Raw genomic sequence first — 24,490 nt, 5'->3', positions numbered from 1 at the left:
GGCTGTGCTAGTTCGCCGGCGCGTTAATGCCCAGCAAGGCTTGCAGCAGGAAAAGCACGGCAAGCGACGTCACGAACATGCCGGTGAACACGGCGGTACCGACTGCCGGTCCCTTGCCGATCGTCGCGGTTGTCATGCGCCAGGTCAGCGCCATCGAGACCAGGAGCAGGACAAGCGACACCAGAACCGCGAACTGGTTCGTCGAGGGCAGGAAAAGCCGGATAAGCGCCGCTGGCAGCATCATCCAGGCGATGATGGCCGAAGCCCAGTTGGACGCCACGACGTAGTGGACGAAGCGGTTACCGATGCCGGTCCTGGGAGCGATTGCTGCGAAGGCGACCAGCGGCAGGATCCAGGCGCCGAGGTCGATCGTAGCGAGGCGCATGACGAGACTGAAGCGGCTGGAAAACGCTTCCGGGTCTCCGATCTCATTGGCGATGCCGACCCAGCCGACGATCAGCGCCGGCGCAGCGACCAGAATGGCGAAGAAGGAATTCCAGAAACCATCGACCGAAAGGTCGAGCAGCCGCAGGCCATCGGCCTTGCCCAGCATCAGCCGCCAGGCGCCGTTCAGCGAAGCGTGGGTTTCATCGGCGGAAAGCATCGATTTACGGGTCCACCATGTGGCCGAACCAGTCCTCGATGAAACGCAGATAGATCCGCGTCAGCGTCTCCAGTTCCGAGACCGGAACGCGCTCGTCCACCATATGCATGGTCTTGCCGACGAGGCCGAACTCGACCACCGGGCAGTAATCCTTGATGAAACGCGCATCCGATGTGCCGCCGGAGGTGGAAAGGGCTGGTTCGCGGCCGACAACCGCCGCGACCGACCGTCCGAGTGCCGCGACCAGCCGGTCGTCGCGGGTGAGAAAAACCTGGCTCGGCCTGTCTTTCCACGTGAGTTCGTAGTCGATCGGCTCATTTCGGCCCTGCCGGTACTTCTTGCGCCGGCTTGCCTTGTCCAGCCGGTTGTGGATCTCCGCCTGCAGCGTCTCAGGCGTCCATGTGTCGTTGAAGCGGATGTTGAAGGCGGCGGTCGCCCTCGCCGGGATGACGTTGGTCGCCGGATTGCCGACATCGACCGACGTCACCTCCAGATTGCTCGGCTGGAAATCCACGGTTCCTGCATCGAATACGGGATCGAGCAGGGCGTCCACCAGCGTCAGCAGCCCGCGCACGGGGTTGTCGGCTAGCTGCGGATAGGCGGCGTGCCCCTGCCGGCCATTAACTGTTACGAGACCGGAGATCGACCCGCGCCGACCGATCTTGATCATGTCGCCAAGCGCATTCGGATTGGTCGGCTCGCCGACCAGCGCGGCATCCCATTTCTCGCCTTTCGCGGCAGCCCACTCCAGCAGTTTTACCGTGCCGTTGATGGCAGGGCCTTCCTCGTCGCCGGTGATGAGCAGTGAAACGGAGCCCTTCGGTCCGCCGTGCTTTTCGACATGGCGTGCCACCGCCGCGATGAAGCAGGCGATGCCGCCCTTCATGTCCACCGCGCCGCGTCCGTACATCTCGCCATTGGCAATGGCTGCGGAGAAGGGTGGATGCGTCCACGCCGCCGTGTCGCCGATAGGCACGACATCGGTATGGCCGGCGAACATCAGATGCGGGCCGTTGCCGGAACGCCGTGCGTAGAGGTTCTCGATATCGGGCGTGCCGTCTTCCGAAAACACCGGGCGGTCGATTGCAAAGCCGAGCGGTTCAAGCATCGCCGCCAGCGCGGTCAGCGCCCCGCCTTCCTCGGGCGTCACGGAGGCACAGCGGATCAGGGCGGCGAGATTGGATGCGGGATCGGTCGGCAGCGTCATGCGCAAAGCGATAGTCGAAAGCGGATTGCCTGTCACGAGCAACGATGACGCGACGCTTTTTATGGTTTCGCGATCTGGCCAGCCGGCAATATGGTGCAGATATATCGTGCTGAGCTCTGCGACAGGATGCTGGATAAAAACGCCTCAATTGCCATAGCTGGCGCAGGCAACATCGGCTGTTATGTCGGCGGCTGTTTGGCGCTGGGCGGCAGGACGGTAACCTTGCTGGCGCGGCCCGGCGTCGCGGTCGGCATCCGGAACCGCGGCTTCCAGGTGACAGACCTTAACGGCAGGGATCGACACCTCGCGGCGGCGCAAGCCACGGTAACGGGAGACCCGGAGGTTGCGTTCGCTGCCGCCGACGTGATTCTCGTGACGGTGAAAAGCGGCGCGACCGCAGGGATGGCCGCCCTCATTGCCGAACACGCAAGAAAGAATGCCGTCGTCGTCAGCCTTCAGAACGGCGTCGGCAATATCGACGTCTTGCGGTCCCATGCTGGCGACCGCCGGTTCCTGCCCGGCATGGTGCCGTTCAACGTCGTCCGGTTCGAAGGACCGCCACTGCGTTTCCACCGCGCAAGTGAAGGCGCGGTGTTGATTGGCGAAGGCATGGCGGGTCTGGCGGAACTGCTTTCAGTGGAAGGCTGTATGGTGAAAACCCATGCCGACATGAAGGCGGTGGCGTGGGGCAAGCTGCTGCTCAATCTCAACAATGCGCTGGTGGCGCTATCCGATCTTCCGCTTGCAACAGAACTGTCTGACCGGCGCTGGCGGCGCGTGCTCGCCGCGCAGATCGCCGAAGGGCTTGCGGTCCTGAAGGCGGCGGGTATCCGCCCGGCAGGCGGGGTCGGCGCGCCGCCTTCGCTGCTGCCGACGATCCTGCGGCTTCCCGACTGGATCTACACGCGTCTGGCGCGGCGCATGCTGGAGATCGATCCGCAGGCGCGCTCCTCCATGTGGGATGATCTGCAACGCGGACGCTTGACGGAGATCGACGAGTTGCAGGGCGCCATCGTCGCTCTCGCGCACGGGACGAATGTGGCGACGCCTTTGTCCAATCGCATCATCGCGCTAGTTCGCGCGGCCGAAACAGCCCGGCGCGGCTCGCCGGGCCTGCCGCCCGAGCACATTGTGCCGGATGCCTAGGCCGGGACGTCCGGCTGCTGGCCGTACTGGTTCGCTCCCGCCTGTCCCGGCATCAGGCACAGCGCCAGGAAGGCGATCAGCGAAATGACCGGGATGAAAAGGCCGATGACGAAGAAGCCCGGTCGGCCCAGATCATGCAGGCGTTTCACGCTTGTGGCGATGTGAACCCAGAAGAAAACCGCGGCCGAAACCAGAAAGAACTTCGACCAGAGCTGCGCCTCCGAGCTTTCTTCCGGCACCCGCAGATACTGGTAGAGCGGGAACGACATCACCACCGAAAAAAGCAGGAACGCCAGTATGTATGGGACACGGCTTATCCGGCCCGTCAGCTTGAAGAAAAGCCAAGGCATTTTCGATTGTGAGTTCAAAACCGCTCGATCCAGCGCATAGAGTTAGGGACTGCGTTTCCGCCAGAGGTGGGAACCTGCGGGATAAAAATCAATCTCTGAGCAGTTCGTTGATGGAGGTTTTGGACCGCGTCCTGGCATCGACGCGCTTGACGATCACTGCGCAATAAAGGTTTGGCCCCGGTTCTCCGTTCGGCAACGGCTTGCCGGGCATCGTGCCCGCTACCACGACCGAATTGGACGGAACCTCGCCGTAGAAGACCTCGCCCGTGGCGCGGTCCACGATCTTGGTCGACTGGCCGATGAACACCCCCATGCCGAGCACCGATCCTTCGCGCACGATGCAACCTTCGACCACCTCCGAGCGCGCGCCGATGAAGCAATTGTCCTCGATGATGGTCGGGCCGGCCTGCAGTGGCTCCAGCACGCCGCCAATGCCGACGCCCCCGGAAAGGTGCACATTGGCGCCGATCTGGGCGCAGGAGCCGACGGTCGCCCATGTATCAACCATGGTGCCGGCGCCGACATGAGCTCCGACATTGACAAAGGACGGCATCAGAACCGCCCCCGGCGCGATATAGGCTGATCGGCGCACAACGACCGACGGGACGGCGCGGAAGCCCGCCTTCTCGAAATCCATTGCGCCCCAGCCGTCGAATTTCGACGCCACCTTGTCCCACCACACCGACTGGCCGGGGCCGCCGCCGATGATCTCCATCGGGTTGAGCCGGAACGAAAGCAGCACCGCCTTCTTCAGCCACTGGTTGACCTGCCAGTTGCCGTCGTCGCCGCGCTGGGCGACCCGGGCCGTGCCACGGTCGAGCAGGTCGAGCGACGTCGTGATCGCCTCGCGTACTTCGCCGCGCGTCGAGGGGGAGATGCCTTCGCGTTCCTCGAATGCCTTGTCGATTGTCTTTTCAAGGCTCGCCAGATCAGGCTTAGACATCTAAATGCTCCATTACACGCGCTGTTAAGGGCCGGCGCTTAACCTGTTTTCAAGTCGCGCGGACCCTATTTGAACGCCTGTTGAGGGTCAATCGCGACCGCGTCACGGGACGGCGCGCAAGAACTGTATCTGGGGATTTCGCCATGGATCCGATGGAAAACACAGGGTGGGCTCCTTTGCCGCACTCGGACGAGGATCTGGAGCGGGCAAAGAGCGCGCCGGATACGCCGCAGACGCGCGCCGCCACATATCGCCTCGCCTGGAACGACGAGGATTTCATGACTCGGCGCGAATTGCGCCCGGTGCGGCTGCAGCTCGAACTGCTGAAGCCGGAGATGATCCTGGCTGAGCGGGGCATCCAGTCGACGGTCATCCTGTTCGGCGGCGCCCGCATCCCCGAACCCGGTGGCGATGCATGGGCGGCCAAGAACGAGACGCAGAAGAAGAACCTCGAAGCGAACAGCAAATATTACGAGGAAGCGCGCAAGTTCGCCCGTCTCTGCTCGCAGCAGTCGGCGGCGTCCTACTATCGGGAATTCGTCGTCGTCACCGGCGGCGGTCCTGGTGTCATGGAAGCCGGCAACCGCGGCGCCGACGATGTAGGCGCCCCCTCCATCGGCCTCAACATCGTGCTACCGCACGAACAGGCTCCCAACGCCTATGTGACGCCCGAACTCTGTTTCAATTTCCATTACTTCGCCATCCGCAAGATGCATTTTGTCATGCGGGCAAAGGCGGTGGCGGTGTTTCCCGGCGGCTTCGGCACCATGGACGAGCTGTTCGAAACGCTGACGTTGATCCAGACGGGGCGCATGGAGCGGGTGCCGATCGTGCTGTTCGGCAAGGCGTTCTGGGAGAAGGCCATGAACCTGGATTTTCTCGCCGAGCAGGGCACCATTACCCCGGGCGACCAGGACATCATCGACTTCGTCGACACTGCCGACGAGGCCTGGGACATCATCCGGCGGTTCTATAAGCTCTAGAAATCGTTTGTCTGTGGCAGTTTTCAGCCGCCACGCGCCCCCGCAAGGGTTTCATCTGGGCTCTCGAGCGGCCGCGGACGATGCGTCAGCGTCACCAGCACGAAAGATATGATCATCAGGAGATACCAGGAGCCGAGCTTTTCGATGGAAACCGGCGTCCAGCCGCCACTCTGGTTGGGATAAATCCAGGCGCGCGACCAGGTGCCGATATTCTCGGCGAACCAGATGAACAGCGCCACCAGCAGGAAGCCGAGCAGCAGCGGCATCCTGTGCCGGAACCGGAACACGCGATAATGCACCGTGGTCCGCCAATAAAGGACCGCCGTCGCCGCGAAGAGGCCGTAGCGGATGTCGATGGTGAAATGATGGGCGAAAAAATTCACATAGATCGCTACACACAGCAGGGCGGTAGCCCAAAGCGGCGGATAGTTGGAGTAGCGCATGTCGAAGATGCGGCTGATTCGCGCCAGATAGGAACCGACCGCCGCATACATGAAGCCTGAAAACAGCGGCACTGCGCCGATCCTGAACAGGCTGTCTTCCGGATAGATCCATGACCCGGCCGAGGTCTTGAACAGCTCCATCGCCGTGCCGACGATGTGGAAGACAAGGATCACCTTGGCTTCGTCCCGTGTTTCCAGCTTCAGCCCCAGCATGGCGATCTGGATCGATAGCGCCGCCAGAAACAGAAAGTCATAGCGGGCCAAGGGTGCGTGTTCCGGCCAGAGGAATTTCGTCGCCAGGATGAGGAACAGCATCGCGCCGCCGAACAGGCAGGCCCAGCCCTGCTTCAGCCCGAACACCAGAAACTCGACCGCGGCACCCGAAAGCCCGCGGCCCGGCAGCCGGTCGAGCAGCCGGTGCGCGGCGGTATCGATGACGGCTTCTAGCGACGTGAAGCGCTTCACGCGTCGGCGTCGACGATGGCCGTGAGGAAGCCGCCGAGATCGTCGGTGACGAAATCGACATGATCTTCCTGGCCGGGGTCGCGTTCCCAGATTTCGGAGAAGGTGGGCTCGAAGTTGCGCGGCACCACCAGAACTGTGGTCATCCCCAGCGCCTTGGGCACCGTGAGATTGCGAGCCAGATCTTCGAACATCACCGTCTTGTGGCCTGTCACGGCATGCAGCGCAGCGAATTTCTCATAGCCCTGCCGCATCGGCTTGGGGGTGAGGCCGGCAGCCACGATGTCGAAGATGTCGTCGAAATGATCCAGGATTCCGAGCTGCCGCGCGGCGCGCTCGGCGTGCTTGCGGTCGCCATTGGTGAAGATGAATTTCCGGCCTGGTAGCTGCCGGATCGCCGTGCCCAGAACCAGGTCTGGCACCAGCCAGGAATAGTCGATGTCGTGTACCTTCTCGAGGAAGTCATCGGCATCGACCTTGTAGCGCTGCATCAGACCGTTCAGGGTCGTTCCATACTCTTTGTAGAGCTCTTTCTGAAGTTTACGGGCGTCGTCGCGCGGCAGGGTCAGGAGCTCTGAAATGTAACCCGTCATCTTGGCATCGATCTGCGAAAACAGGTTCGAATGATGCGGGTAGAGCGTATTGTCGAGGTCGAACACCCAATCGGTGACATGGGCGAAGGCTGCGGTATTCGGAGCTTGAGTCATATGGCTCTTATGACACGAAGTGGTCGGTTCGCGGGGGGATTCTTATCCACAACCTATGCGGGTCGGATGAGACCAAAGCAGCGCAGCGATTCAAATTTTAGCTTTTCCGGAAAGGTCCTGTTTAGAGCCGTTTGCGAAGCAGGAGCTTGACTTGGGAGAACGCAATGAATCGCATTCTGACACGATCGGCAATAGTTGCGCTTGTATCTGTCCTCGCTTCTCTCCTCGCTACCCGCTCTCTTGTTCCCGCTCTCGGCGGCGCGCTGGATGCCGGAACCTTGCTCCTGTGCACCATATGCCCTCTGGCCATCGCCTGGCCGACCAGCGCCTACGCCTTCTGGCAGGGAGAAAAGCTAAAGAAAGCCCACCGCGAACTCGCCCGCACCCATGCTCAGCTTGCCGCCGCCCACCGCAGGCTGGAGGAGAAGGCCAGCCGCGACGACATGACCGGCCTGCTCAACCGCGAAAGTTTCTTCGCGGTGCTGGAATGCTCGCGGCGCAAGTCGGATCGCGGCGCGCTGCTGATCATCGACGCCGATCATTTCAAGACAATCAACGACCGCTTCGGCCATCTTGCCGGTGACGACGCCCTGCGTCTGATTTCGAGCGCGATCCAGCGAGGACTTCGCTCCGGCGACGTTCTTGGCCGCATTGGCGGCGAGGAATTCGGCGCGCTTCTGGTCGGGACGACCGCCCAGGAAGCACGGCACATTGCCGAGCGCGTGCGCCGTGAAGTGGAATCGATCGGGTTCAGTCCGGAAGGAACGCCGGTTCCGCTGACTGTTTCCATCGGAGGAACGATCTGCGGGCAAAGCGCGACCTTGGCGGAAATCATGCGCGGCGCCGACCTGCGTCTTTACGAGGCCAAGCACGGCGGCCGAAATCTGGTGGTTGTCGAGCCGCCAACGATTTCACAGGCGGCCTGATCCGCGGATTGCCGTCCGGCGAATGTCGGCTCGGCCCGGACAGCTTGCCGGTCGGCTGTTACGGGACGATCAGCGTGCCTGCGCCATGTTCGGTGAACAGTTCGAGCAAAACGGCGTGCGGCGTCTTGCCGTTCAGGATGACGACGCCCTCAACGCCCCGCTCGATGGCCTCGATACAGGTTTCCACCTTGGGGATCATGCCGCCGGAAATGGTGCCGTCGTGGATCAGCGCCTTGGCCTGTGCGACCGAAAGCTCGTCGATCAGTTTCTTGTCCTTGTCGAGCACGCCGGGAACGTCTGTCAGGAACAGAAGGCGCGTTGCCCCCAGCGCGCCAGCGATCGCGCCGGCAAAGGTGTCGGCGTTGATGTTGTAGGTGTGGCCATCGCGGCCGGGCGCTACCGGCGCCAAAACAGGGATCATCTCGGAGCGGGCGAGCAGGTCGAGCAGCGTCCGGTCGACTTCGACAGGCTCGCCGACAAAGCCGAGATCGAGCACTCGCTCGATGTTGGAGTCCGGATCGATCATGGTCTTGTTGGCTTTTTCGGCGAAGACCATGTTGCCGTCCTTGCCGCACAGGCCAATCGCCCATTCGCCTTCGGCATTGATGAGCGCGACGATCTCCTTGTTGATCGATCCCGCCAGCACCATCTCGACGATCTCGACCGTCTTGGCGTCGGTGACGCGCAAGCCGCCCTCGAACTTGGATTCAATACCCATCTTGTTCAGCATGGCGCCGATCTGCGGTCCGCCGCCATGGACGACGATCGGATTAACGCCCGACTGCTTCAAGAGCGCGATGTCGCGGGCGAAGGCTTTGCCGAGATCGATGTTGCCCATGGCGTGGCCGCCATACTTCACCACGACCGTCTTGTTCTCGTAGCGCTGCATATAGGGCAGGGCCCTGGACAGCAGAGCGGCCTGCATTTCGGCGGTGGCGGCGATGTCCGTCATCGGCTTTTCCCGTCAAAGGATAGGATTGTCGCGGCGTCTTATCGCGATTTCCCGCCAGGGGCAACGCACTGCGACAACGTCGCCCCGCGATGCGGCCCGATGTCGAATGATTTGCAAATCGGTCGCCTGGGTCGTTGCAAAAGCCGGATGATTGCCTAATTTGGCTGCAATGACGCCACAGGATATCACCAAGCTGATCGTCCGGACCTCGATGAAGGATCGGGCCGCGTTTGATCTGCTCTATCGGCAGACGAGCGCGAAACTTTTCGGCGTATGCCTTCGTGTATTGAACGACCGGGGAGATGCCGAAGAGGCTCTGCAGGAGGTCTTCGTCAAGATTTGGACGAAGGCCGACCGCTTTGCCGTCTCCGACCTTAGCCCGATCTCCTGGCTGGTGGCGATTGCGCGCAATCATGCGATCGATCGTATCCGGGCGCGCCGCAGGCCTGCATCGGATATTGATGCTGCGCTGGATGTGGCCGATCCCGCGCCAGGACCTGAGGCGGCGGCGGTAGCGGGCGGCGAAGCCGAGCGCGTCTACCACTGTCTCGACGAATTGGAAGAAGACCGGGCGGCGGCCGTCCGGGGCGCCTATCTCAAGGGCGAAAGCTATGCCGAACTGGCGGAACGTCACAAGGTGCCGCTGAACACGATGCGAACCTGGCTGCGCCGCAGCCTGATGAAACTTAGGGAATGCCTCGAGCGATGACGCTGGCACAGGACAACGGACCGGAACGGGGAGGCGACGACATGCTCGCCGCCGAATACGTTCTTGGCGTTCTGCCCGCCGAGGAACGGCAGACGGCGGGCCGCCGCGCTGACGCCGAAACCGAATTCGCGCGTCTTGTCGATGCATGGGAGGTGCGGCTGGCGCCGCTGGCCTCCGCCTATCCCGAGATCGAACCTCCGGCGTCGGTCAAGCCGGCCATTGAGCGGCGTCTTTTCGCTGCAGGCAGCACTGCCTCGGCACAACCGGGACTCTGGTCCAGCCTGGCGTTCTGGCGTGGGCTTGCGGCGGCGGCGGTTGCCGCGCTGGCCATCTATGTCGCGGTTCCCTACGTCAATCCGCCAGTTGAACAGGAGCCTGTGCGTCTCGTCGCCTCGCTGGCCGCCGAAGGCAGCGACGTCAAATATCTTGCTGTTTATGATGCCGCGCATCACGAAGTTGGTCTCTCCCACGTCGCGGGTGAGCGGGCCTCCGGCCGCGACTTCGAATTGTGGATGATCGAAGGTCAGAAGCCGCCGGTGTCCATGGGCGTCATTCCGTCAGGCTCGTCGGTCCACATCGCCCTGAGCGCGGAGGTGCAAGAGAAGCTGTCGTCCGGCGCCGTGCTGGCGATCAGCCTCGAACCGTCCGGCGGGTCGCCGACCGGTCAGCCGACGGGTCCTGTCGTGGCCGCCGGTGACTTGAAGAGCATATGACGGGAGCTCCTCATCAGCGGATAAAAGACTTTTGAGATATAAAAGGGTCGAATAAGAAACAAAAAGGCGAACTTTCGGGTTCGCCTTTTTGTTTAAAATAGTCTTGTTGGAAAAATAAATTTTCCTCGTTCGAAACTAGCGCTTTTTCGATCCGTATCTCCATCTGCCCAGAGAAATGGGAAGAAAAAACCCCGAGGAGATTCAAACAATGCGTAAATTCGCCACCCTTTTGTTCGCCGGTACTGTTGCGATGTCCGCTCTGGCAACGGTTGCCTACGCCGAAAACCCGAAGGTCGGAGGCGCCGCGATGTTCGCCGACAAGAACATCGTCGAAAACGCCGTCAACTCGAAAGACCATACCACGCTGGTCGCCGCCGTGAAGGCTGCCGGCCTGGTCGAGACGCTGCAGGGCAAGGGTCCCTTCACCGTCTTCGCGCCGACCAACGAGGCCTTTGACGCTTTGCCGAAGGGCACGGTCGAGACGCTGGTCAAGCCTGAGAACAAGGAAAAGCTGACCAAGATCCTGACCTGTCACGTCGTCGGCGCCAAGGCGATGTCCGCTGACGTGATGAAGATGGTCAAGGACGATGGCGGCGCGCACAAGGTCAAGACCGTGGGCGGCTGCGAACTGACCCTCAAGGCAGATGGCGGCAAGGTCACCGTGACCGATGAGAACGGCAATGTCGCCAACGTGACCATTGCCGATGTCGAGCAATCGAACGGCGTCATCCACGTCGTAGACAAGGTTCTTCTGCCCAAGATGTAACACCGGACCGTCTCCAGGCGAACAACAGAAGCATCCTGCGCCGCAAACGGCGCGGGATGCTCACTCGATTTTGAGTTCCTGGAATGCGCAGGATTTGGCATAGAGACGCCAGGAGGACCAGCATCATGAACCGTCGCGATTTTCTCTTGAGCAGCACCGGCGCGATCACCTGCGCGGCAGGCGCCGGCGTTCTTTGGCGCCTGGGCATGTCTTCACCGGCGCTGGCCGAAACTTTCGAGGTAGTCAAGACCGACGCGGAATGGAAGGCGCAGTTGTCCGAGGCTGCCTACCAGGTGCTTCGCCATGAAGATACCGAATATCCTGGGACCAGCCCGTTGCTCAACGAGCACCGCAAGGGCACTTTCGCCTGCGCGGGCTGCGACCTGCCGGTTTATCCGTCTGAGACGAAGTTCGAGTCCGGCACCGGCTGGCCGAGCTTCTGGCAGGAAATTTCCGGCGCTATCGGCAAGAACGAGGATACCACCCTCGGCATGACCCGCACGGAGGTTCATTGCCGGCGCTGCGGGGGCCATCTCGGCCACGTCTTTAACGATGGCCCCAAGCCGACCGGCCTGCGCCATTGCATCAATGGCGTGGCGCTGACATTCAAGCCCGCCACCCCCGCCTGAGCGCAAAGTCCGCGGTTCACAAAGGATCGGAGTTGAAGGGGTGGAGGCCGCAATTTGCCTCCACCCCTTCTGGATCGCGTATGGGAAGCGCAATCCATCCGATGGGCGTGGGGAAGGGACCCATCGGCATCTGCATAATCAATGCATATCGGTCATTGAGGCGCCTTATATCTAATGACCGCCGCCACCACCGGCTGATTCCGGCGGCTTGCGGATGAACATCGTGAACACCGCCAACAGGGCGAACAACACGGTGATGAGATAGAAGACATCCATGAATGACAGCAGCGCCGCCTGCTGGTGAACCATGCCCGAAAGCTTCGACATTGCCGCGGTGGCGGCATCGACGCCCCCATGGGTCTCGAAGTTCCGCGTCATGTTCTGAAACTGCGTCTGTGCCTCGGCGCTGCCCCACTGCACGCTTTCGGCCAGCCGCGCATAGTGGAAGGCATTGCGGTCGGTCACCACGGTGTTGATCACCGCCAGGCCCACCGCACCGCCGAGATTGCGCGTCAGGTTGAACAGGCCGGACGCGTTCTTCAGCCGTTCCGGCGGCAGCGTGCCGAGCGCGATGTTGTTGATCGGCACCATGCACAGCATCATCGAGACACCGCGCAGGATCTGCGGCACCAGCAGCTCCCAGAAATCCCAGTCCGCGGTCAGATAGGTCATGCGCCATGTGCCGGCGGCGAAGCCGAGGAAACCAATCGCCATCATGATCCGTGGGTCGAGCTTGCGCGAAAGGATGCCGGAGATCGGCGCCGTCAGGAACATCGCGAGGCCGGAAACAAACAGCGCCTCACCGATCATCATCGAATCGTAGCCGCGGATGCGTCCGAGGAAGATCGGATAGAGATAGGTCAGGCCGTAGAGGCCGATGCCCATGACGAACGAAAACAGCGAGCCGAAGGCGAAATTGACGTTGGCGAATGCCTTGAGATCGACAATGGGCTCCTCGGCCTTGAAGGCGCGCCAGAAGAACAGCACCGCGCCGATCGACATGACGATGGCGAACAGGAACACCACCTGGTCCTGCAGCCAGTCATGCGCCGGGCCTTCCTCAAGCACATATTCCAGCGAGCCGAGGAACGCCGCCATGCCGGCAAGGCCCCACCAGTCGAATTTCCTCAGCAAGGAGCGGTCCGGTTTGTCGAAATCGACAAGCGTCCACACCGCCGTGGCGACCAGGATGCCGGGCACGCAATTGATGAGGAACAGCCAGTGCCACGACATGGCGTGAGAGATATATCCGCCGACGGTGGGACCGATGGTGGGGGCCAGCGTTGCCACCAGGCCGATCATCGGCGAGATCACCGCGCGGCGCGACGGCGGAAAGATGGTGTAGGCAGCGGCGAACACGCTGGGGATCATGCCGCCGCCGATAAAGCCCTGGATGGCGCGGTAGACGATCATCTGGTCGATGTTGGTGGCGGTGGCGGCGAGCGCGCTGGCGGCGGTGAAGCCGGCGGCCGAAATGGTGAAGAGCACGCGCGTCGACAGCATTCGCGACAGGAAGCCGGATAGCGGGATCATGATGACCTCCGCGATCAGGTAGGCCGTCTGCACCCACGGGATTTCGTCCGAGCTGGCGCTGAGGCCGGCCTGGATTTCGGCCAGCGACGCCGAGACGATCTGGATGTCGAGGATGGCCATGAACATGCCGAAGACCATGGCCATGAAGCCGATGACCTTGCGAATGTCGAGTTCGTCGCCCCGCACCGCGGGCGGGGCCGCCGATGGCGTCATCGTCGTTGCGGTGGACATCTCCGCGCTCCGCCTTCGCGCCTAGTTGGCCGCTGTCTGCGGCGCCGTCCGGCTGTCAACGTCGACCACGACGCTGAGGCCGGCGCGCAGCCGTCCGGATTCCAGCACATCCTGCGGCACGTCGATGCGGACGGGAACGCGCTGCACCACCTTGGTGAAGTTGCCGGTGGCGTTATCGGGCGGCAGCATCGAGAACACCGAGCCCGAGGCCGGCGCCAGCGACGAGACGGTGCCTTCGATTTCGTCGCCGGACATGGCATCGACCGACAGGCGCACCTTCTCGCCGGGCACGAGCCGGGCCAGTTGCGTTTCCTTGAAATTGGCGACGATATAGAGCTTGTCCATCGGCACGATGACGGCGAGCTTCTGGCCCGGGCTGACGAGGTCGCCCTGTTCCACCGACAGATTGCCGACGACGCCGTCATACGGCGCACGCAAGGTGGTGAAGGAGAAGTCGCGCTCGGCCTTTTCCTTGCCGAGCGTCAGGGTTGCGAGGGTACTGGCGGCTTCGGCGCGTTGCGCCCGCAGCACGCCGATATTGGCCTTGGCGGCGGCGATCTGGGCATCGGCGCCGACCAGTGCCGCATTTGCCTGCTCGACAGCGGTGCTGGCGTCATCCAACTGGGCCTGCGTCGCCACCCGCGTCTTCAGCAACTGTGCCGCCCGCTGCTGCGCGCGCGCGGCATTATCGGCCCCGGCCTTGGCGGACGTCTTCTGCGCCTCGGCCTGCTTGAGCGAAGCCTGCGCCGCTTCGATCTGCGCGTCGTAGCGATCCAGCGTCTTGCCCTGCGTTGCGATCTGAGCGTCGGTTTGCGCCACCGCGATGCGATAGTCGCCCGGATCGATGGCGACCAGCGGATCCCCGGCCTTCACCGTCTGGTTTTCGGTGACGAGAACCTTGTCGACATAGCCCGAAATCTTTGGCGACACGAAAGCCATGTCGGCCTGCACATAGGCGTCGTCGGTCGAGATCATGAAGCGGCCGTCGGTCCAGTAGCCATGGCCGTACCAAGCGCCGGTGCCGAGCAACGCGACCAGTATGGTCGGCAAAAACAGCGAACGCACCGAGCGCTTCTTTTTCGCAGGTGCTTCCGCCGCAGCCGGCTGCGCGATTTCCGTCGGGGCTTCGATGGTCGGGGCCTTGGCGGTGGGGAAGGCGTGGACTTCGGCGCTGGGGGAGGCGGTGGAAGACATGAGCTCTCTCTGATATAATCATACCGAACCGTTCGGTTCGACGTTGACATAACCCGTTGCCAAGGCCATATCAAGAGTGAATCGAACCGATCGGTTCGAATTATTTTCGGAAAGTCTGACATGGACGATGACAAGGACCTGACAGGGAAAGAAGGGTATGAGCTGTTGGACAGCCTGCGCCGCGGCGGCCGGCCGGCGGCCGGTCAGGACCCGGTCAAGCGTAAGCAGATCATAGACGGTGCCCGCCGGGTTTTCATCAATATGGGTTTCGACGCGGCCTCGATGAACGACATAACTCGCGAAGCAGGTGTGTCGAAGGGGACGATCTACGTCTATTTCCAGAACAAGGAAGAGCTGTTTGAGGCGCTGATCGAGGAAGAGCGCGGCGAGATATTCAGGAACATGTACGAGGCGCTGGAAAATCGCGACGATTTGCGCGTTACTTTGGTGCGGTTCGGCATCGCTCTGGCTACCAAAATCACCTCGGCCAAAGTCATCCTGGCGCAGCGCACCGTCATCGGCGTTTCGGATCGCATCCCCGAACTGGGCGCCCGCTTCTATGAACGAGGACCCCGGCGTGGACATGCGCGGCTTGTGGAATTTCTCGACGCGGCCATCGGAAAGGGTTTGTTGACCGTGGCCGATGTCGACTTGGCGGCTTACCAGTTTACCGATCTGTGCATGTCGAAATTCTTTCGCCAGTGCCTCTTCGCCTATCGCACCGAAGTTCCGGGTAACGACGAGATCGGCTATGTGGTGCGATCTGGCGTCGATGTCTTCCTGAAGGCATACGGCACCGAAAAGCTTGCCGCTCTGGAACAACAAAACAAGGCGTCCGGCAAGGAAGCCTGAAGGCCTTATCCGCCCAACGCGGCCAGCGCGATGGCCGCGCGCAACTCATCCAGTCCTTCGCTCCTTTCCGACGAGGTGGCGAGAACGATCGGGAAGGCTGCCGCCCGCCGCTTGATTTTTGCGAGCGTGTCCTCGATCAGTTTTGGCACGCCGACGGCCTTGATCTTGTCGGTCTTCGTCAACACGATCTGGTAAGACACGGCTGCCTTGTCGAGCAGCGAAAGCACGTCCTCGTCGTTCTTCTTGATCCCGTGGCGCGCATCGATCAGCACATAGACGCGCTTCAGCGTCACGCGGCCTTTCAGATAATCGAAAACCAGCTTCGTCCACTGGTCGACCTGTTCCTTGGGCGCCTGCGCATAGCCGTAGCCTGGCATGTCGACCAGCGCCATCGGCGGCATGTCGCCGGCCTCGCCCGAGTGGCCGTCCGGCACGAAGTAGTTCAGCTCCTGCGTGCGTCCCGGCGTGTTCGAGGTGCGCGCCAGTCCCTTCTGGTTCACCAATGCATTGATCAGTGACGATTTGCCGACATTGGAGCGACCGGCGAAGGCGATTTCCGGCGGTCCTTCCGGCGGCAGGAATTTCATCGATGGCACGCCGCGGATGAACGTCCACGGCCGTGTGAAAAGGTCGGCGTCCAGTACCGTCTTCGCGGGCGCGTTCAAGACGCCGCCTCCAGCGCCGAAATGTTCGCGCCGCGGATCGCATTGAGGTTGCGGCTGATCTTGTCGACGGGCCAGTCCCACCAGGCCGCCTTGAGCAGCTTGCGCACGGTGAGGTCGTCGAAACGTGTCTTGACCACCTTCGCCGCATTGCCGGCGACGATGGCGTAGGGCGGCACGTCATGCGTCACCACGGACTTCGCGGCGACGATGGCGCCATGGCCGATCGTGACGCCGGGCATGATGATGGCTTCCATGCCGATCCACACATCGTTGCCGATCACCGTGTCGCCACGGTTTTCCTTTTCCCAGGTTTTGATGTCGAATCCCTCTTCCCAGCCATGGCCGAAAATATTGAACGGATAGGTCGAGAAGCCCGACATGGCATGATTGGCGCCGTTCATGATGAACCGCGCGCCCTCGGCGATGGCGCAGAACTTGCCGATGATCAGCTTGTCGCCAATGAAGGGGTAATGGTGCAGCACGCATTTCTCGACGAACTTGTCCGGCCCGTCCGGGTCGTCGAAATAGGTAAAGTCGCCGATCTCGATATTCGGGGCATTGGCCAGCGCCTTGAGGAACCCGACGCGCGGATGCATCGGTATCGGGTGCTTGATGTGCGGGTTGGGTCCGGTCATGGCAGGCTCCGTCCGGTGGATTGGCGGGAACGAAAAGGATAGCGCAAGCAACCGTTCGCACCAATGGCTGCTTGCAGGGTTTCCCGGCCAGGCCGGTCTTTGCGTTCGCGCAATAGCAGCCGCGCTTGTTGGTTGCGTCGCCTGAAAAGAAAAGCCCCGGCTGATCCGGGGCTTTTCATGCCGCAGCGCTATTCCGCTGGAGATGGTTTTTTTCGGAACAGTCCCGCCAGATTATCCCAGAGCTCGATCTTGACGCCCTGGCGCTTCATGATGATGCCCTGTTGGGTAATGGAAAGCAGGTTGTTCCAGGCCCAGTAAATCACCAGGCCGGCCGGAAAGCCTGCCATCATGAAGGTGAAGATGACGGGCATCCAGGTGAAAACCATCGCCTGCGTCGGGTCCGGCGGCGTCGGGTTCATGCGCATCTGCAGGAACATCGTCACACCCATGATGAGCGGCCAGATGCCGATATGCAGGAAGGCCGGCACAGCCCATGGCATAAGACCGAACAGGTTGAACAGCGATGTCGGATCGGGCGCGGCAAGATCGTGGATCCAGCCGAAGAATGGCGCGTGCCGCATCTCGATGGTGATGTAGAGCACCTTGTAGAGCGCGAAGAAGACCGGGATCTGCACCAGAACCGGCCAGCAGCCGGCGATCGGGTTTATCTTCTCCGTCTTGTAGAGCTCCATCATGGCCTTTTGCTGCGCCATCTTGTCGTCCGCGTATTTCTCGCGGATTTCCAGCATCTTCGGCTGCACCTTTTTCATGTTCGCCATCGACTTGTAGGACTTGTTGGCGAGCGGGAAGAAGATGGCCTTGACGATGACGGTGGTGGCGATGATAGCCAGGCCGAAATTGCCGAGCAGCTTGTAGAGATTGTCGATGAGCCAGAACATCGGCTTGGTGATGAAGTGGAACCAGCCCCAGTCAATCAAGAGGTCGAAGCGGCGGATTTTCCTGTCCTGTTCATAAGCGTTGATCTTGCCGACTTCCTTGGCGCCGGCAAAGACCTCGGTCTCCACGGTTGCCGATTGGCCAGCGGCAACGGTGATCTGGTCGGTCAGGAAGTCGGACTGGTAGCGATGGCGGCCGTCCTCGAAGAAAGCGAAGCGCGGCTGGAACGGCTGCTTTTCCGTCGGCACCAGCGTCACCGCCCAGTATTTATCGGTGATGCCCAGCCAGCCGTCAGTCGATTTGGAGGGAACGTACTGCTTGTTCTCTTCGACCTTGGCGTATTTGTATTCCTGCAGTCCTTCCTCGCCGGTGACACCGATCAGGCCTTCGTGAAGGACGTAGGTCGAGGCGACGGCCGGCTTGTCGAAGCGGGTGACGCGGCCATAGTTGGAAAGGGTAACCTGTTCCGCGCCGGCATTCTGAACCGTATCGGAAATGGTGAACATATAGTCATTGTCCACCGCGATATTGCGCTTGAAGGCAAGACCCTTCTCATTGGTATAGGTGAGGGTGACGGGCGTCGCCGGCGTCAGGGTCTGGTTGCCTTCTACCGACCACACGGTCTGTGGCCCGGGAACAGTTCCCGTCGCTTCATTGCCGACGAAACCGATCTCGGCATAGTAGCCATTGGGCAGTTCCGCCGGGTTCAGCAGCTCGATCTCCGGCGAGGTATCGTCGACCGTCAGCCGGTAGTGCTTGAGCTTCAGATCGTCGAGACGCGCGCCGGTCAGGTTGATCGAACCTTCGACGCTCGGCGTGTCGATGCGGACGCGCTGTGTCTTGGCCAGCGCCTGGTCGCGGCCGGCCTCGGTGGTGCCGTCCGTGCCGGGAATTGTGTTGGGTACCGCGCCCAGCGAAGGCGCCTGCGCGCCCGGCGTGGCGCTTTCGGCCGGTTTGTTTGCGGCCTGGCGCTCCGCCTCGATCCGCGTCGCCTCGCGCTGCGACTCGATGCGCGGGTTCATGTAGAACACCTGCCACAATGTCAGGATCAGCACCGACAGCGCGATGGTGATGAAGAAGTTGCGGTTGTTTTGCATCGAGGGTCTCGGTTCCTGGACCTACCTGGTCCCGCGTATACGGCGGGAGAGTTCGGCCTTCAATTGGTCGAATGGAATGGACAGCACATCGTCGCGTCCGACGATTACATAGTCATTGCCGGTGGCCATATCATGGGCTGCATGCGTGCGCACGGCTTCCTTGAGCCGTCGGCGGACACGATTGCGAACGACCGCATTGCCCACCTTCTTGGTCACGGTGAAGCCGACGCGCGGCGCATTGCCGTCGCCGCGGTTTAGAACTTCAACGAGAAAAAGCCGCCCGCGGCGCTTTTCACCACGCCGGACAGCCAGGAATTCCGCGCGTTTCAGAAGCCGTCCGGGTTCTTGTCCCATAGGCCCGCTCGCGGGCAACAATCTCGTCTTTCGCTTAGGCGCTGAGGCGCTTGCGGCCACGGTTGCGGCGCGCAGCGACGACGCCACGGCCACCCTTGGTGGCCATGCGCGCGCGAAAACCGTGCCGGCGCTTGCGGACGAGCTTGGAAGGTTGGTAGGTGCGCTTCATTTGTTTTAATACCGCGGCGTGCGGCCCTTCTTGTTTCTGTCACACTGTAACAGGAGCTTTGCCGGGCAGCGTTGGCGCGACCGAAACCGCGCCGGATTGCATGGCCCGAGCGTGTGCGGGCTTATATTTAGAAGGATTTTGGAAGTCAATCGGCTTGCCGCCCGCCCGGCCGAGGCCCGAAATCCCGGCGCATCCTCAAAGCCAAAATCCGGGCAGCCAAAAGGCCAAATTGGCAATCGCACCGCAATCACCTACTCTTGTTTTGACAGGCATATATTCGCCGGAGCCCATGAGCGACAATCTTTCCCCGGACCAGGACGCCGCCGCGCCGCCAGCCGCGCATACGGGTTCGCAGGCGGTGCCGCTGGCGCGCGGCCTGTCGACCAAGCTATTGCTGCTCACCATTGTCTTCGTGCTTCTGGCGGAAATCCTCATCTTCCTGCCATCCATCGCCAGCTATCGCATGAGCTGGCTGAACGAGCGCCTCGGCACCGCCGCCGCCGTCTCCGTCGTGCTCGTACAGGGCGACCCCGCCTCGCTTTCACCGGCCGCGCAGAACGATGTGCTGATGGCCATAGGCGCCAAGGCCATCGCCGTGCGCGATGGCGGCGTGTCGCGTCTTCTTGTGGTTGCGAGCATGCCGCCGCAGGTTGACGAGCATATCGCCGTCAACGAGACCGGCATGATCGAGGAAATGAAAGGCGCGCTGGACACACTGTTCTTCGGCGGCAACCGCATGCTGCGCGTTTACGGCCCGGTCGGCGACAGCGACAAGGAGTTTGAGCTGATCATGCCGGACTACCGGCTGCGCAGCGCCATGCTGGTCTATTCGCGCAACATCGCATTCGTATCCCTGCTCATCTCGCTGATCACGGCGGTGCTGGTCTACGCCACCATCGACCGCATCATGATCCGGCCGATCCGCTCCATGACGCGTTCCATCCTGTCCTTCTCGCAGGCGCCGGACGATCCAGGCCGTATCATCCGGCAGACCGCGCGCACCGACGAGATCGGCGTGGCCGAGCGTGAGCTTTCCCAGATGCAGGAGCGGCTGCAGAGAATGCTGGCCGAGCGCAAGCATCTCGCCGATCTTGGGCTCGCCGTGTCGAAGATCAACCACGATATGCGCAACATCCTGGCGTCGGCGCAATTGATGTCGGATCGTCTGCGGCAGGTGAAGGACCCGACGGTGCAATCCTTCGCGCCCAAGCTGCTGCGCGCCCTCGACCGCGCCGTCGCCTATTCGGAAGGTGTGCTCGCCTACGGCCGGACGCAGGAGCCGCCGCCGGCGCGCCGGCGCCTACGGCTGCATCAGCTTGTCGAGGACGTACATGGCCTGCTCGACATGGAAAACGGCATAGAGTTCGTCAACGTCGTCGATCCGACGCTGGAGGTAGATGCCGATTCCGACCAACTGTTCCGCGTGCTGACCAACCTCAGCCGCAACGCCGTGCAGGCTATGGCTGCGGATTCGGGTCCCGAGGTGGTGCGCCGGTTGACCGTGTCGGCTGAGCGCGAAGGCAGCGTCAGCCGCATCCTGGTGGCCGATACCGGCCCCGGTCTGCCGCCCAAGGCGCGGGAAAACCTGTTCGCCGCTTTCCGCGGCTCGGCCCGCAGCGGCGGCACCGGACTGGGGCTGGCGATTGCGCAGGAGCTGGTGCGCGCCCATGGCGGCACGATCGAGTTGATTGAAAGCCGGGGCGGTCGCACCGTCTTCGCCATCACCATTCCAGACCAGCCAGTGCATATCGAACAGGCCCGCTCAGGCTTGCGCGGCCGTCGCGAGCGCGCGGGATGACGCCGATCCTGAAGCCGGCGAGCGAAGGGCATCCGTTCGAAAGCCGGCGGCAAAACTTTTGACGGGATCGCTTGCTTTTCGCCCGTTCAGTCGCTAGGTAGCTGCTCACGTCGCGAGCCGGTTGGCGAAACCGGTTGGCGGGGTTGTGCCGGACAGTGTCTTACGACACGTCCAGACATGACCCATTGCGCGCCCGTAGCTCAGCTGGATAGAGCACCAGACTACGAATCTGGGGGTCAGGAGTTCGAATCTCTTCGGGCGCGCCATTCCATTTCCACGACTTGGCATCTTTTTCGGCCAACTGCGGCGCTTTGGTTTGCGGACGGTTTGCAATCCGTGCTTGATGCTTTTCCCAAAACGGTCAACTGCTTTGCTCGCCAGGATGCGGTGTCAATCGGCCCTCAATATGCCCCCCGGATCGGGGCGTAAGAGGACCTCGGTGGCTCGTGCTTGCGCCTGATGCCGGTTGCCATCACCGTCATAGGCACTGCGCAAGTCATCGCGCAGGATCCAGCCTGCCGGCGCGACATGGGAACCGGCCAACGGCTCTGTCTGCCTTGGTGCCGAGCTTCTGGTTAATCCTCAAAATCTGCTGTTTAGCTTCAGTCCGAAGGCATGGCTGTGACTGTCTTCGAAGCCGATCGTGCCACGGTAGTCGAAGCCGATGGTCATCTGGTTGTGCAGCCGCAGATCCGCGCCGAGCCCGATCATCACCTGGTCCCGTGCAAACGGCGTCGTCTGGAAACCATAAGCGGGACCGCCCGGCAGGTCGGCGTAGAGGATGTCCACATCGCTCGAACCTGAAAACTCATGCGTGTATTCAAACCGGAAGCGTGGCACGAGCAGGCCAATCGCCACCGGTATCTCGTAACTGCCGGTAAGCCCGATCGTACCGTCAAGGCTGTCGACGCTCTGCTCGCCATAGGCTAGCGAATAGATACCCGCCCCGCTTTCGGTGAACGCATCCAGCGTCGACGAGGAGGCTGCCAGCCGGGCGAATGGCGTCAATTGGAAGCTGCCGGTCGAATAGTCAAATCCGGTTGTGATCGAGCCGAACACCTGATCGCCGTCGCGCTGGCCATTCGCGAAGCCGCCTGTGCCGGTAACGAAGCGGCGCGAGTCGAAACTGAAGTCGCCGCATCCGGCCAATGCATCGACAAACAGCCACTCGGTTGGACGGTAGCTGGCATAGAGCGTGACGCTGTAAGCTTCGCCTGAACTCTTCGTGCCATTGACGCCGATGTCGCTTTCGTCGCTGGCATAGCCGATGCCCAACCCGGCAACGAACTGGTTATTGAAGCGATAGTCGAAACCCGCTGTCACATCGACGGAGATGGAGTCGCGGGTCGTCCCATCGTCCGGCGATTTGTAGCCAAAATCGACATAGCCGCCGGCCCAGAACCCCACGCCCCCGGTCATGGCCGCGTTGTCGCACCCCGTTTTATCAGGCAGTACGACGCTTTCCGGCCTGCCATCCTCGCCTGCGCCGGACAAACGAACCGCGTTTGCAAAGGTGTCGCGGCAGGTCTCGCCGCGCAAGGCGCCCATGCGTTGATTGATGTTGTCGATCTGCCCGGCGGCGAATTTTTGCGCGGCCTGTGCCTGCGCATTGAGTAGCCCCGCAACCTCGGGGTCATCGGACGGATCAGGCCTTGGGGCGACCGTTATCGTCACGGTCGCCGGGGCAGAGACGCCGCCGGGACCCGTCAGCGTGTAGGTCACGATGGCCGTGCCCGAAAACGCCGATGACGACGTAAAAGTCAGTGCGTAGGCCGGTGCGCCGGACAATGTGGCCGTACCTGCTTCCGTTGGTGTGCTGGATAGGATTGCGGCGTCGCTGAATGGCCCGCCAGTAGCCCCCTGCGTCAGAGGCAGCGTCACGGTTTCACCGGCAACAACCGATGCGGTGAGCGAGGGTGCGGTGGGCGGCGGCAGGGCGTCGATGACGAGCGTGTATTGGCGGCATCGAACACATCGACCGTAAAGGGAAAACTGCCGCTCTGCGTCGGAGTGCCGGCAAGTGTTCCATCCAACGCCATGTCGATGCCGTCCGGCAAATTTCCGACGACTACAAAATATCGGTACGGGGCACCGATGCCGCCGCTGGCCGTAAATGTCTGGCTGTACGGTTGGCCAATCTGGCCGGCCGTTATCGTGGTCGGGCTCAAAGTCACGGGCGGCGTGGAAGAAATCACGATTGAATATTGACGTTCGATGAAATTTCCACCGCGATCCGTCGCGCGCAGTGTGAAGGGGTACGTGCCGGCGACCGTTGCCGTGCCGGAGAACCTGCCGTCAGCATATGCAAGGCCAGGAGGCGTGACCGGGATGCCGACAAGCGTGATGGAATATGGCCCGCCCGCGCCGCCGGAAGCGACTACCGTCTGATCATAAGGCTGGCCGACCTGGCCATCTGGCAGCGCCGTTGGCGAGAGGGTAACCGGGGTGTCCGCGATCACGATCGAATAGTCGCGCTCGGTGAAATTTCCGGCGCGATCCACCGCCCGGACCGTAAAACTGTAGGTGCCTGCCACGGTCGCCGTGCCGGAGAGCCTGCCGCCAGCATATGCAAGGCCAGGCGGCATGACCGGGATGCCGACAAGCGTGATGGAATAGGGCCCGCCCGCGCCACCGGACGCTACCATCGTTTCATCGTAAAACTGGCCAACCTTTCCGTCTGGAAGCGTTGCTAGTGCAATCGTGACGGGCGGCCCATCGGAGATCACCACCTTGTAGTCGCGCTCGCCCGTATAGCCGACATCGTCGGTGGCCCGGATTCGGAAGTTATATATTCCGGCGACGAGCGCCGTGCCCGACATGACCCCAGCGCTGCTGAACGTGCCAACGGGCAGGTTGCCGGAGACGATGGAGAATTGATAAGGCCCTCGCGCACCACCGGATGCGGTCAATGTGTGATTGTAAGGCTGCCCGAGTTGCCCATCGGGCAGTATTGCTGGCGCCACGACGACCGGCGGCGGCGGCGCGATCTCGAAAGTGTAGCTCCGGTCGCCAGAGCGGCCGCCGCTGTCCGTCGCGCGGAATCTGACGGTAAAGCTGCCGCTTTGAATTGGCGTGCCGCCTATCGCACCGGCGGCACTGAATGACATGCCGATCGGGATTGCTCCAGACACGATGGAGAAACTGTACGCTCCATCGCCGCCGCTCGCCGTCAGTTGTGCGCTGTAAGGCTGGCCAGCCTGGCCATCTGGAAGACCAGCGAGCGTGATCTCGACAGGGTCGGGCTCGGCAATGACGACCGTGTATATCTTCGGGACGGGGGGCGACGCGCCCGGGACCTCGTCGAGCCAAGCCCTTTCACCGAACAAGTATCTCAGGACATATGTGCCGGCGGCTTTAGGTACGCCGGAAATTCGGAACTCGTTGTTGGCGAAGCAGCACAGGCCGGTATCCGGTCGGAGGCTCCCGAAAAGGTTGAGAAATACGGGCCGCCGCTCAACCCTCCCGATACGACGTACGTTTGGTCATACGCGACACCTACCTTGCCGGGGGGCAAAACTTCCGGCG

The 24,490-nt window shown here is 62.0% G+C and carries 25 protein-coding genes and 1 tRNA gene; 10 read left to right on the top strand and 16 right to left on the bottom strand.

Annotated features, from left to right (window positions below; genetic code table 11):
* Window positions 1–7 precede the first annotated feature (7 nt).
* Both J2X35_RS10350 and dapE read right to left on the bottom strand, forming a co-directional pair.
* Window positions 8–604, bottom strand: a complete 597-nt coding sequence (locus J2X35_RS10350; RefSeq protein WP_056114284.1) for a hypothetical protein — start codon at window positions 602–604, stop codon at window positions 8–10.
* 4 nt (window positions 605–608) lie between these two features.
* Complete coding sequence (dapE, locus tag J2X35_RS10345; protein ID WP_310185070.1) at window positions 609–1,811, bottom strand: succinyl-diaminopimelate desuccinylase; 1,203 nt, start codon at window positions 1,809–1,811, stop codon at window positions 609–611.
* 126 nt (window positions 1,812–1,937) lie between these two features.
* Between dapE and J2X35_RS10340 the strand changes: the two genes are divergently transcribed.
* Window positions 1,938–2,957: a 2-dehydropantoate 2-reductase gene (locus tag J2X35_RS10340; RefSeq protein WP_310185068.1), complete on the top strand. Its 1,020-nt coding sequence runs from the start codon at window positions 1,938–1,940 to the stop codon at window positions 2,955–2,957.
* Here the strand turns inward: J2X35_RS10340 and J2X35_RS10335 are convergent.
* Window positions 2,954–3,307 (bottom strand): DUF805 domain-containing protein, encoded by a 354-nt coding sequence (locus J2X35_RS10335; protein ID WP_056114291.1) that lies wholly within the window; start codon window positions 3,305–3,307, stop codon window positions 2,954–2,956. The two genes, J2X35_RS10340 and J2X35_RS10335, sit on opposite strands and share 4 nt — an antisense overlap.
* Window positions 3,308–3,395: 88 nt before the next feature.
* A complete protein-coding gene (dapD, locus tag J2X35_RS10330; RefSeq protein ID WP_056114295.1) occupies window positions 3,396–4,250 on the bottom strand; it encodes a 2,3,4,5-tetrahydropyridine-2,6-dicarboxylate N-succinyltransferase in 855 nt (284 codons plus the stop codon).
* 143 nt (window positions 4,251–4,393) lie between these two features.
* On the opposite strand from dapD, the gene J2X35_RS10325 reads away from it, so the two are divergent.
* Window positions 4,394–5,233: an LOG family protein gene (locus J2X35_RS10325; RefSeq protein ID WP_156459868.1), complete on the top strand. Its 840-nt coding sequence runs from the start codon at window positions 4,394–4,396 to the stop codon at window positions 5,231–5,233.
* A 23-nt stretch (window positions 5,234–5,256) separates the two neighbouring features.
* On the opposite strand, the gene J2X35_RS10320 is transcribed toward J2X35_RS10325, so the two are convergent.
* Window positions 5,257–6,141, bottom strand: a complete 885-nt coding sequence (locus J2X35_RS10320; protein ID WP_310185065.1) for a DUF817 domain-containing protein — start codon at window positions 6,139–6,141, stop codon at window positions 5,257–5,259.
* Entirely contained in the window at window positions 6,138–6,845 is a 708-nt protein-coding gene (locus J2X35_RS10315; protein WP_056114304.1) for a pyrimidine 5'-nucleotidase, read from the bottom strand. Before J2X35_RS10315 ends, J2X35_RS10320 begins: the two co-directional genes overlap by 4 nt.
* A 164-nt stretch (window positions 6,846–7,009) precedes the next feature.
* On the opposite strand from J2X35_RS10315, the gene J2X35_RS10310 reads away from it, so the two are divergent.
* A complete protein-coding gene (locus J2X35_RS10310) occupies window positions 7,010–7,771 on the top strand; it encodes a GGDEF domain-containing protein (RefSeq protein ID WP_056114307.1) in 762 nt (253 codons plus the stop codon).
* Window positions 7,772–7,829: 58 nt separating this feature from the next.
* Here J2X35_RS10310 and argB read toward each other — a convergent pair whose 3' ends face one another.
* Window positions 7,830–8,723 carry an acetylglutamate kinase gene (gene argB / locus J2X35_RS10305; protein WP_056114311.1) on the bottom strand — a complete coding sequence of 298 codons (894 nt, stop codon included), beginning with the start codon at window positions 8,721–8,723 and terminating at the stop codon, window positions 7,830–7,832.
* A 169-nt stretch (window positions 8,724–8,892) separates the two neighbouring features.
* Here argB and J2X35_RS10300 point away from each other — a divergent pair, with 169 nt between their 5' ends.
* The 4 genes from J2X35_RS10300 (at window position 8,893) to msrB (ending at window position 11,540) form a co-directional block, all read left to right on the top strand.
* A complete protein-coding gene (locus J2X35_RS10300; RefSeq protein ID WP_056114314.1) occupies window positions 8,893–9,432 on the top strand; it encodes a sigma-70 family RNA polymerase sigma factor in 540 nt (179 codons plus the stop codon).
* The gene (locus J2X35_RS10295) at window positions 9,429–10,145 is read left to right on the top strand and encodes an anti-sigma factor domain-containing protein (RefSeq protein ID WP_156459869.1); all 717 of its coding nucleotides are present in this window, start codon (window positions 9,429–9,431) and stop codon (window positions 10,143–10,145) included. Before J2X35_RS10300 ends, J2X35_RS10295 begins: the two co-directional genes overlap by 4 nt.
* A gap of 208 nt (window positions 10,146–10,353) precedes the next feature.
* Entirely contained in the window at window positions 10,354–10,911 is a 558-nt protein-coding gene (locus J2X35_RS10290) for a fasciclin domain-containing protein (RefSeq protein WP_056114320.1), read from the top strand.
* A 125-nt stretch (window positions 10,912–11,036) separates the two neighbouring features.
* Window positions 11,037–11,540: a peptide-methionine (R)-S-oxide reductase MsrB gene (gene msrB / locus J2X35_RS10285; RefSeq protein WP_310185061.1), complete on the top strand. Its 504-nt coding sequence runs from the start codon at window positions 11,037–11,039 to the stop codon at window positions 11,538–11,540.
* A 171-nt stretch (window positions 11,541–11,711) separates the two neighbouring features.
* Here msrB and J2X35_RS10280 read toward each other — a convergent pair whose 3' ends face one another.
* Together J2X35_RS10280 and J2X35_RS10275 are read right to left on the bottom strand one after the other, a co-directional pair.
* Window positions 11,712–13,304: a DHA2 family efflux MFS transporter permease subunit gene (locus tag J2X35_RS10280; protein WP_310185059.1), complete on the bottom strand. Its 1,593-nt coding sequence runs from the start codon at window positions 13,302–13,304 to the stop codon at window positions 11,712–11,714.
* A gap of 21 nt (window positions 13,305–13,325) precedes the next feature.
* Complete coding sequence (locus J2X35_RS10275; protein WP_310185058.1) at window positions 13,326–14,498, bottom strand: HlyD family secretion protein; 1,173 nt, start codon at window positions 14,496–14,498, stop codon at window positions 13,326–13,328.
* 120 nt (window positions 14,499–14,618) lie between these two features.
* On the opposite strand from J2X35_RS10275, the gene J2X35_RS10270 reads away from it, so the two are divergent.
* On the top strand, window positions 14,619–15,350 hold the full coding sequence (locus tag J2X35_RS10270; protein WP_310185056.1) for a TetR/AcrR family transcriptional regulator: 732 nt from the start codon (window positions 14,619–14,621) through the stop codon (window positions 15,348–15,350).
* Between the two features lie 5 nt (window positions 15,351–15,355).
* Here J2X35_RS10270 and yihA read toward each other — a convergent pair whose 3' ends face one another.
* The 5 genes from yihA to rpmH all read right to left on the bottom strand — a co-directional run bounded on the left by yihA (window position 15,356) and on the right by rpmH (window position 19,167).
* Window positions 15,356–16,015 carry a ribosome biogenesis GTP-binding protein YihA/YsxC gene (gene yihA, locus J2X35_RS10265; RefSeq protein ID WP_310185053.1) on the bottom strand — a complete coding sequence of 220 codons (660 nt, stop codon included), beginning with the start codon at window positions 16,013–16,015 and terminating at the stop codon, window positions 15,356–15,358.
* Entirely contained in the window at window positions 16,012–16,650 is a 639-nt protein-coding gene (locus tag J2X35_RS10260; protein ID WP_056114338.1) for a CatB-related O-acetyltransferase, read from the bottom strand. The genes yihA and J2X35_RS10260 overlap by 4 nt, the downstream gene beginning before the upstream one ends.
* Window positions 16,651–16,838: 188 nt before the next feature.
* The gene (yidC, locus tag J2X35_RS10255; RefSeq protein ID WP_310185049.1) at window positions 16,839–18,644 is read right to left on the bottom strand and encodes a membrane protein insertase YidC; all 1,806 of its coding nucleotides are present in this window, start codon (window positions 18,642–18,644) and stop codon (window positions 16,839–16,841) included.
* Between the two features lie 21 nt (window positions 18,645–18,665).
* Complete coding sequence (rnpA, locus tag J2X35_RS10250; RefSeq protein WP_310185047.1) at window positions 18,666–18,998, bottom strand: ribonuclease P protein component; 333 nt, start codon at window positions 18,996–18,998, stop codon at window positions 18,666–18,668.
* Window positions 18,999–19,032: 34 nt separating this feature from the next.
* Window positions 19,033–19,167 carry a 50S ribosomal protein L34 gene (rpmH, locus tag J2X35_RS10245; RefSeq protein ID WP_008833937.1) on the bottom strand — a complete coding sequence of 45 codons (135 nt, stop codon included), beginning with the start codon at window positions 19,165–19,167 and terminating at the stop codon, window positions 19,033–19,035.
* Window positions 19,168–19,456: 289 nt separating this feature from the next.
* Between rpmH and J2X35_RS10240 the strand changes: the two genes are divergently transcribed.
* Both J2X35_RS10240 and J2X35_RS10235 read left to right on the top strand, forming a co-directional pair.
* Window positions 19,457–20,965 carry a HAMP domain-containing sensor histidine kinase gene (locus J2X35_RS10240; protein ID WP_310184766.1) on the top strand — a complete coding sequence of 503 codons (1,509 nt, stop codon included), beginning with the start codon at window positions 19,457–19,459 and terminating at the stop codon, window positions 20,963–20,965.
* Between the two features lie 189 nt (window positions 20,966–21,154).
* Window positions 21,155–21,231 (top strand) — tRNA-Arg (locus J2X35_RS10235).
* Between the two features lie 316 nt (window positions 21,232–21,547).
* Here the strand turns inward: J2X35_RS10235 and J2X35_RS10230 are convergent.
* Both J2X35_RS10230 and J2X35_RS10225 read right to left on the bottom strand, forming a co-directional pair.
* Window positions 21,548–22,846: an autotransporter domain-containing protein gene (locus tag J2X35_RS10230; RefSeq protein WP_310184764.1), complete on the bottom strand. Its 1,299-nt coding sequence runs from the start codon at window positions 22,844–22,846 to the stop codon at window positions 21,548–21,550.
* The gene (locus tag J2X35_RS10225; protein ID WP_310184763.1) at window positions 22,843–24,291 is read right to left on the bottom strand and encodes an Ig domain-containing protein; all 1,449 of its coding nucleotides are present in this window, start codon (window positions 24,289–24,291) and stop codon (window positions 22,843–22,845) included. The genes J2X35_RS10230 and J2X35_RS10225 overlap by 4 nt, the downstream gene beginning before the upstream one ends.
* Window positions 24,292–24,490: the final 199 nt, after the last annotated feature.

The sequence above is a fragment of the Mesorhizobium sp. BE184 genome (assembly GCF_031457045.1).
Taxonomy (GTDB): domain Bacteria; phylum Pseudomonadota; class Alphaproteobacteria; order Rhizobiales; family Rhizobiaceae; genus Mesorhizobium.
Note: the sequence above shows the minus strand (reverse complement) of the source record. Positions and strands in the feature narration are given on the sequence as shown.

What these genes read in the sequence shown, in the direction of transcription:
- J2X35_RS10275 (WP_310185058.1), bottom strand. Translation starts at nt 14,498, where the DNA reads ATGTCTTCCACCGCCTCCCCCAGCGCCGAAGTCCACGCCTTCCCCACC.
- J2X35_RS10270 (WP_310185056.1), top strand. Translation starts at nt 14,619, where the DNA reads ATGGACGATGACAAGGACCTGACAGGGAAAGAAGGGTATGAGCTGTTG.
- argB (WP_056114311.1), bottom strand. Translation starts at nt 8,723, where the DNA reads ATGACGGACATCGCCGCCACCGCCGAAATGCAGGCCGCTCTGCTGTCC.
- J2X35_RS10335 (WP_056114291.1), bottom strand. Translation starts at nt 3,307, where the DNA reads ATGCCTTGGCTTTTCTTCAAGCTGACGGGCCGGATAAGCCGTGTCCCA.
- J2X35_RS10240 (WP_310184766.1), top strand. Translation starts at nt 19,457, where the DNA reads ATGAGCGACAATCTTTCCCCGGACCAGGACGCCGCCGCGCCGCCAGCC.
- J2X35_RS10340 (WP_310185068.1), top strand. Translation starts at nt 1,938, where the DNA reads ATGCTGGATAAAAACGCCTCAATTGCCATAGCTGGCGCAGGCAACATC.
- rnpA (WP_310185047.1), bottom strand. Translation starts at nt 18,998, where the DNA reads ATGGGACAAGAACCCGGACGGCTTCTGAAACGCGCGGAATTCCTGGCT.
- J2X35_RS10260 (WP_056114338.1), bottom strand. Translation starts at nt 16,650, where the DNA reads ATGACCGGACCCAACCCGCACATCAAGCACCCGATACCGATGCATCCG.
- dapE (WP_310185070.1), bottom strand. Translation starts at nt 1,811, where the DNA reads ATGACGCTGCCGACCGATCCCGCATCCAATCTCGCCGCCCTGATCCGC.
- rpmH (WP_008833937.1), bottom strand. Translation starts at nt 19,167, where the DNA reads ATGAAGCGCACCTACCAACCTTCCAAGCTCGTCCGCAAGCGCCGGCAC.
- J2X35_RS10280 (WP_310185059.1), bottom strand. Translation starts at nt 13,304, where the DNA reads ATGTCCACCGCAACGACGATGACGCCATCGGCGGCCCCGCCCGCGGTG.
- dapD (WP_056114295.1), bottom strand. Translation starts at nt 4,250, where the DNA reads ATGTCTAAGCCTGATCTGGCGAGCCTTGAAAAGACAATCGACAAGGCA.
- J2X35_RS10290 (WP_056114320.1), top strand. Translation starts at nt 10,354, where the DNA reads ATGCGTAAATTCGCCACCCTTTTGTTCGCCGGTACTGTTGCGATGTCC.
- J2X35_RS10300 (WP_056114314.1), top strand. Translation starts at nt 8,893, where the DNA reads ATGACGCCACAGGATATCACCAAGCTGATCGTCCGGACCTCGATGAAG.
- J2X35_RS10315 (WP_056114304.1), bottom strand. Translation starts at nt 6,845, where the DNA reads ATGACTCAAGCTCCGAATACCGCAGCCTTCGCCCATGTCACCGATTGG.
- J2X35_RS10310 (WP_056114307.1), top strand. Translation starts at nt 7,010, where the DNA reads ATGAATCGCATTCTGACACGATCGGCAATAGTTGCGCTTGTATCTGTC.
- J2X35_RS10295 (WP_156459869.1), top strand. Translation starts at nt 9,429, where the DNA reads ATGACGCTGGCACAGGACAACGGACCGGAACGGGGAGGCGACGACATG.
- J2X35_RS10325 (WP_156459868.1), top strand. Translation starts at nt 4,394, where the DNA reads ATGGATCCGATGGAAAACACAGGGTGGGCTCCTTTGCCGCACTCGGAC.
- yidC (WP_310185049.1), bottom strand. Translation starts at nt 18,644, where the DNA reads ATGCAAAACAACCGCAACTTCTTCATCACCATCGCGCTGTCGGTGCTG.
- J2X35_RS10350 (WP_056114284.1), bottom strand. Translation starts at nt 604, where the DNA reads ATGCTTTCCGCCGATGAAACCCACGCTTCGCTGAACGGCGCCTGGCGG.
- msrB (WP_310185061.1), top strand. Translation starts at nt 11,037, where the DNA reads ATGAACCGTCGCGATTTTCTCTTGAGCAGCACCGGCGCGATCACCTGC.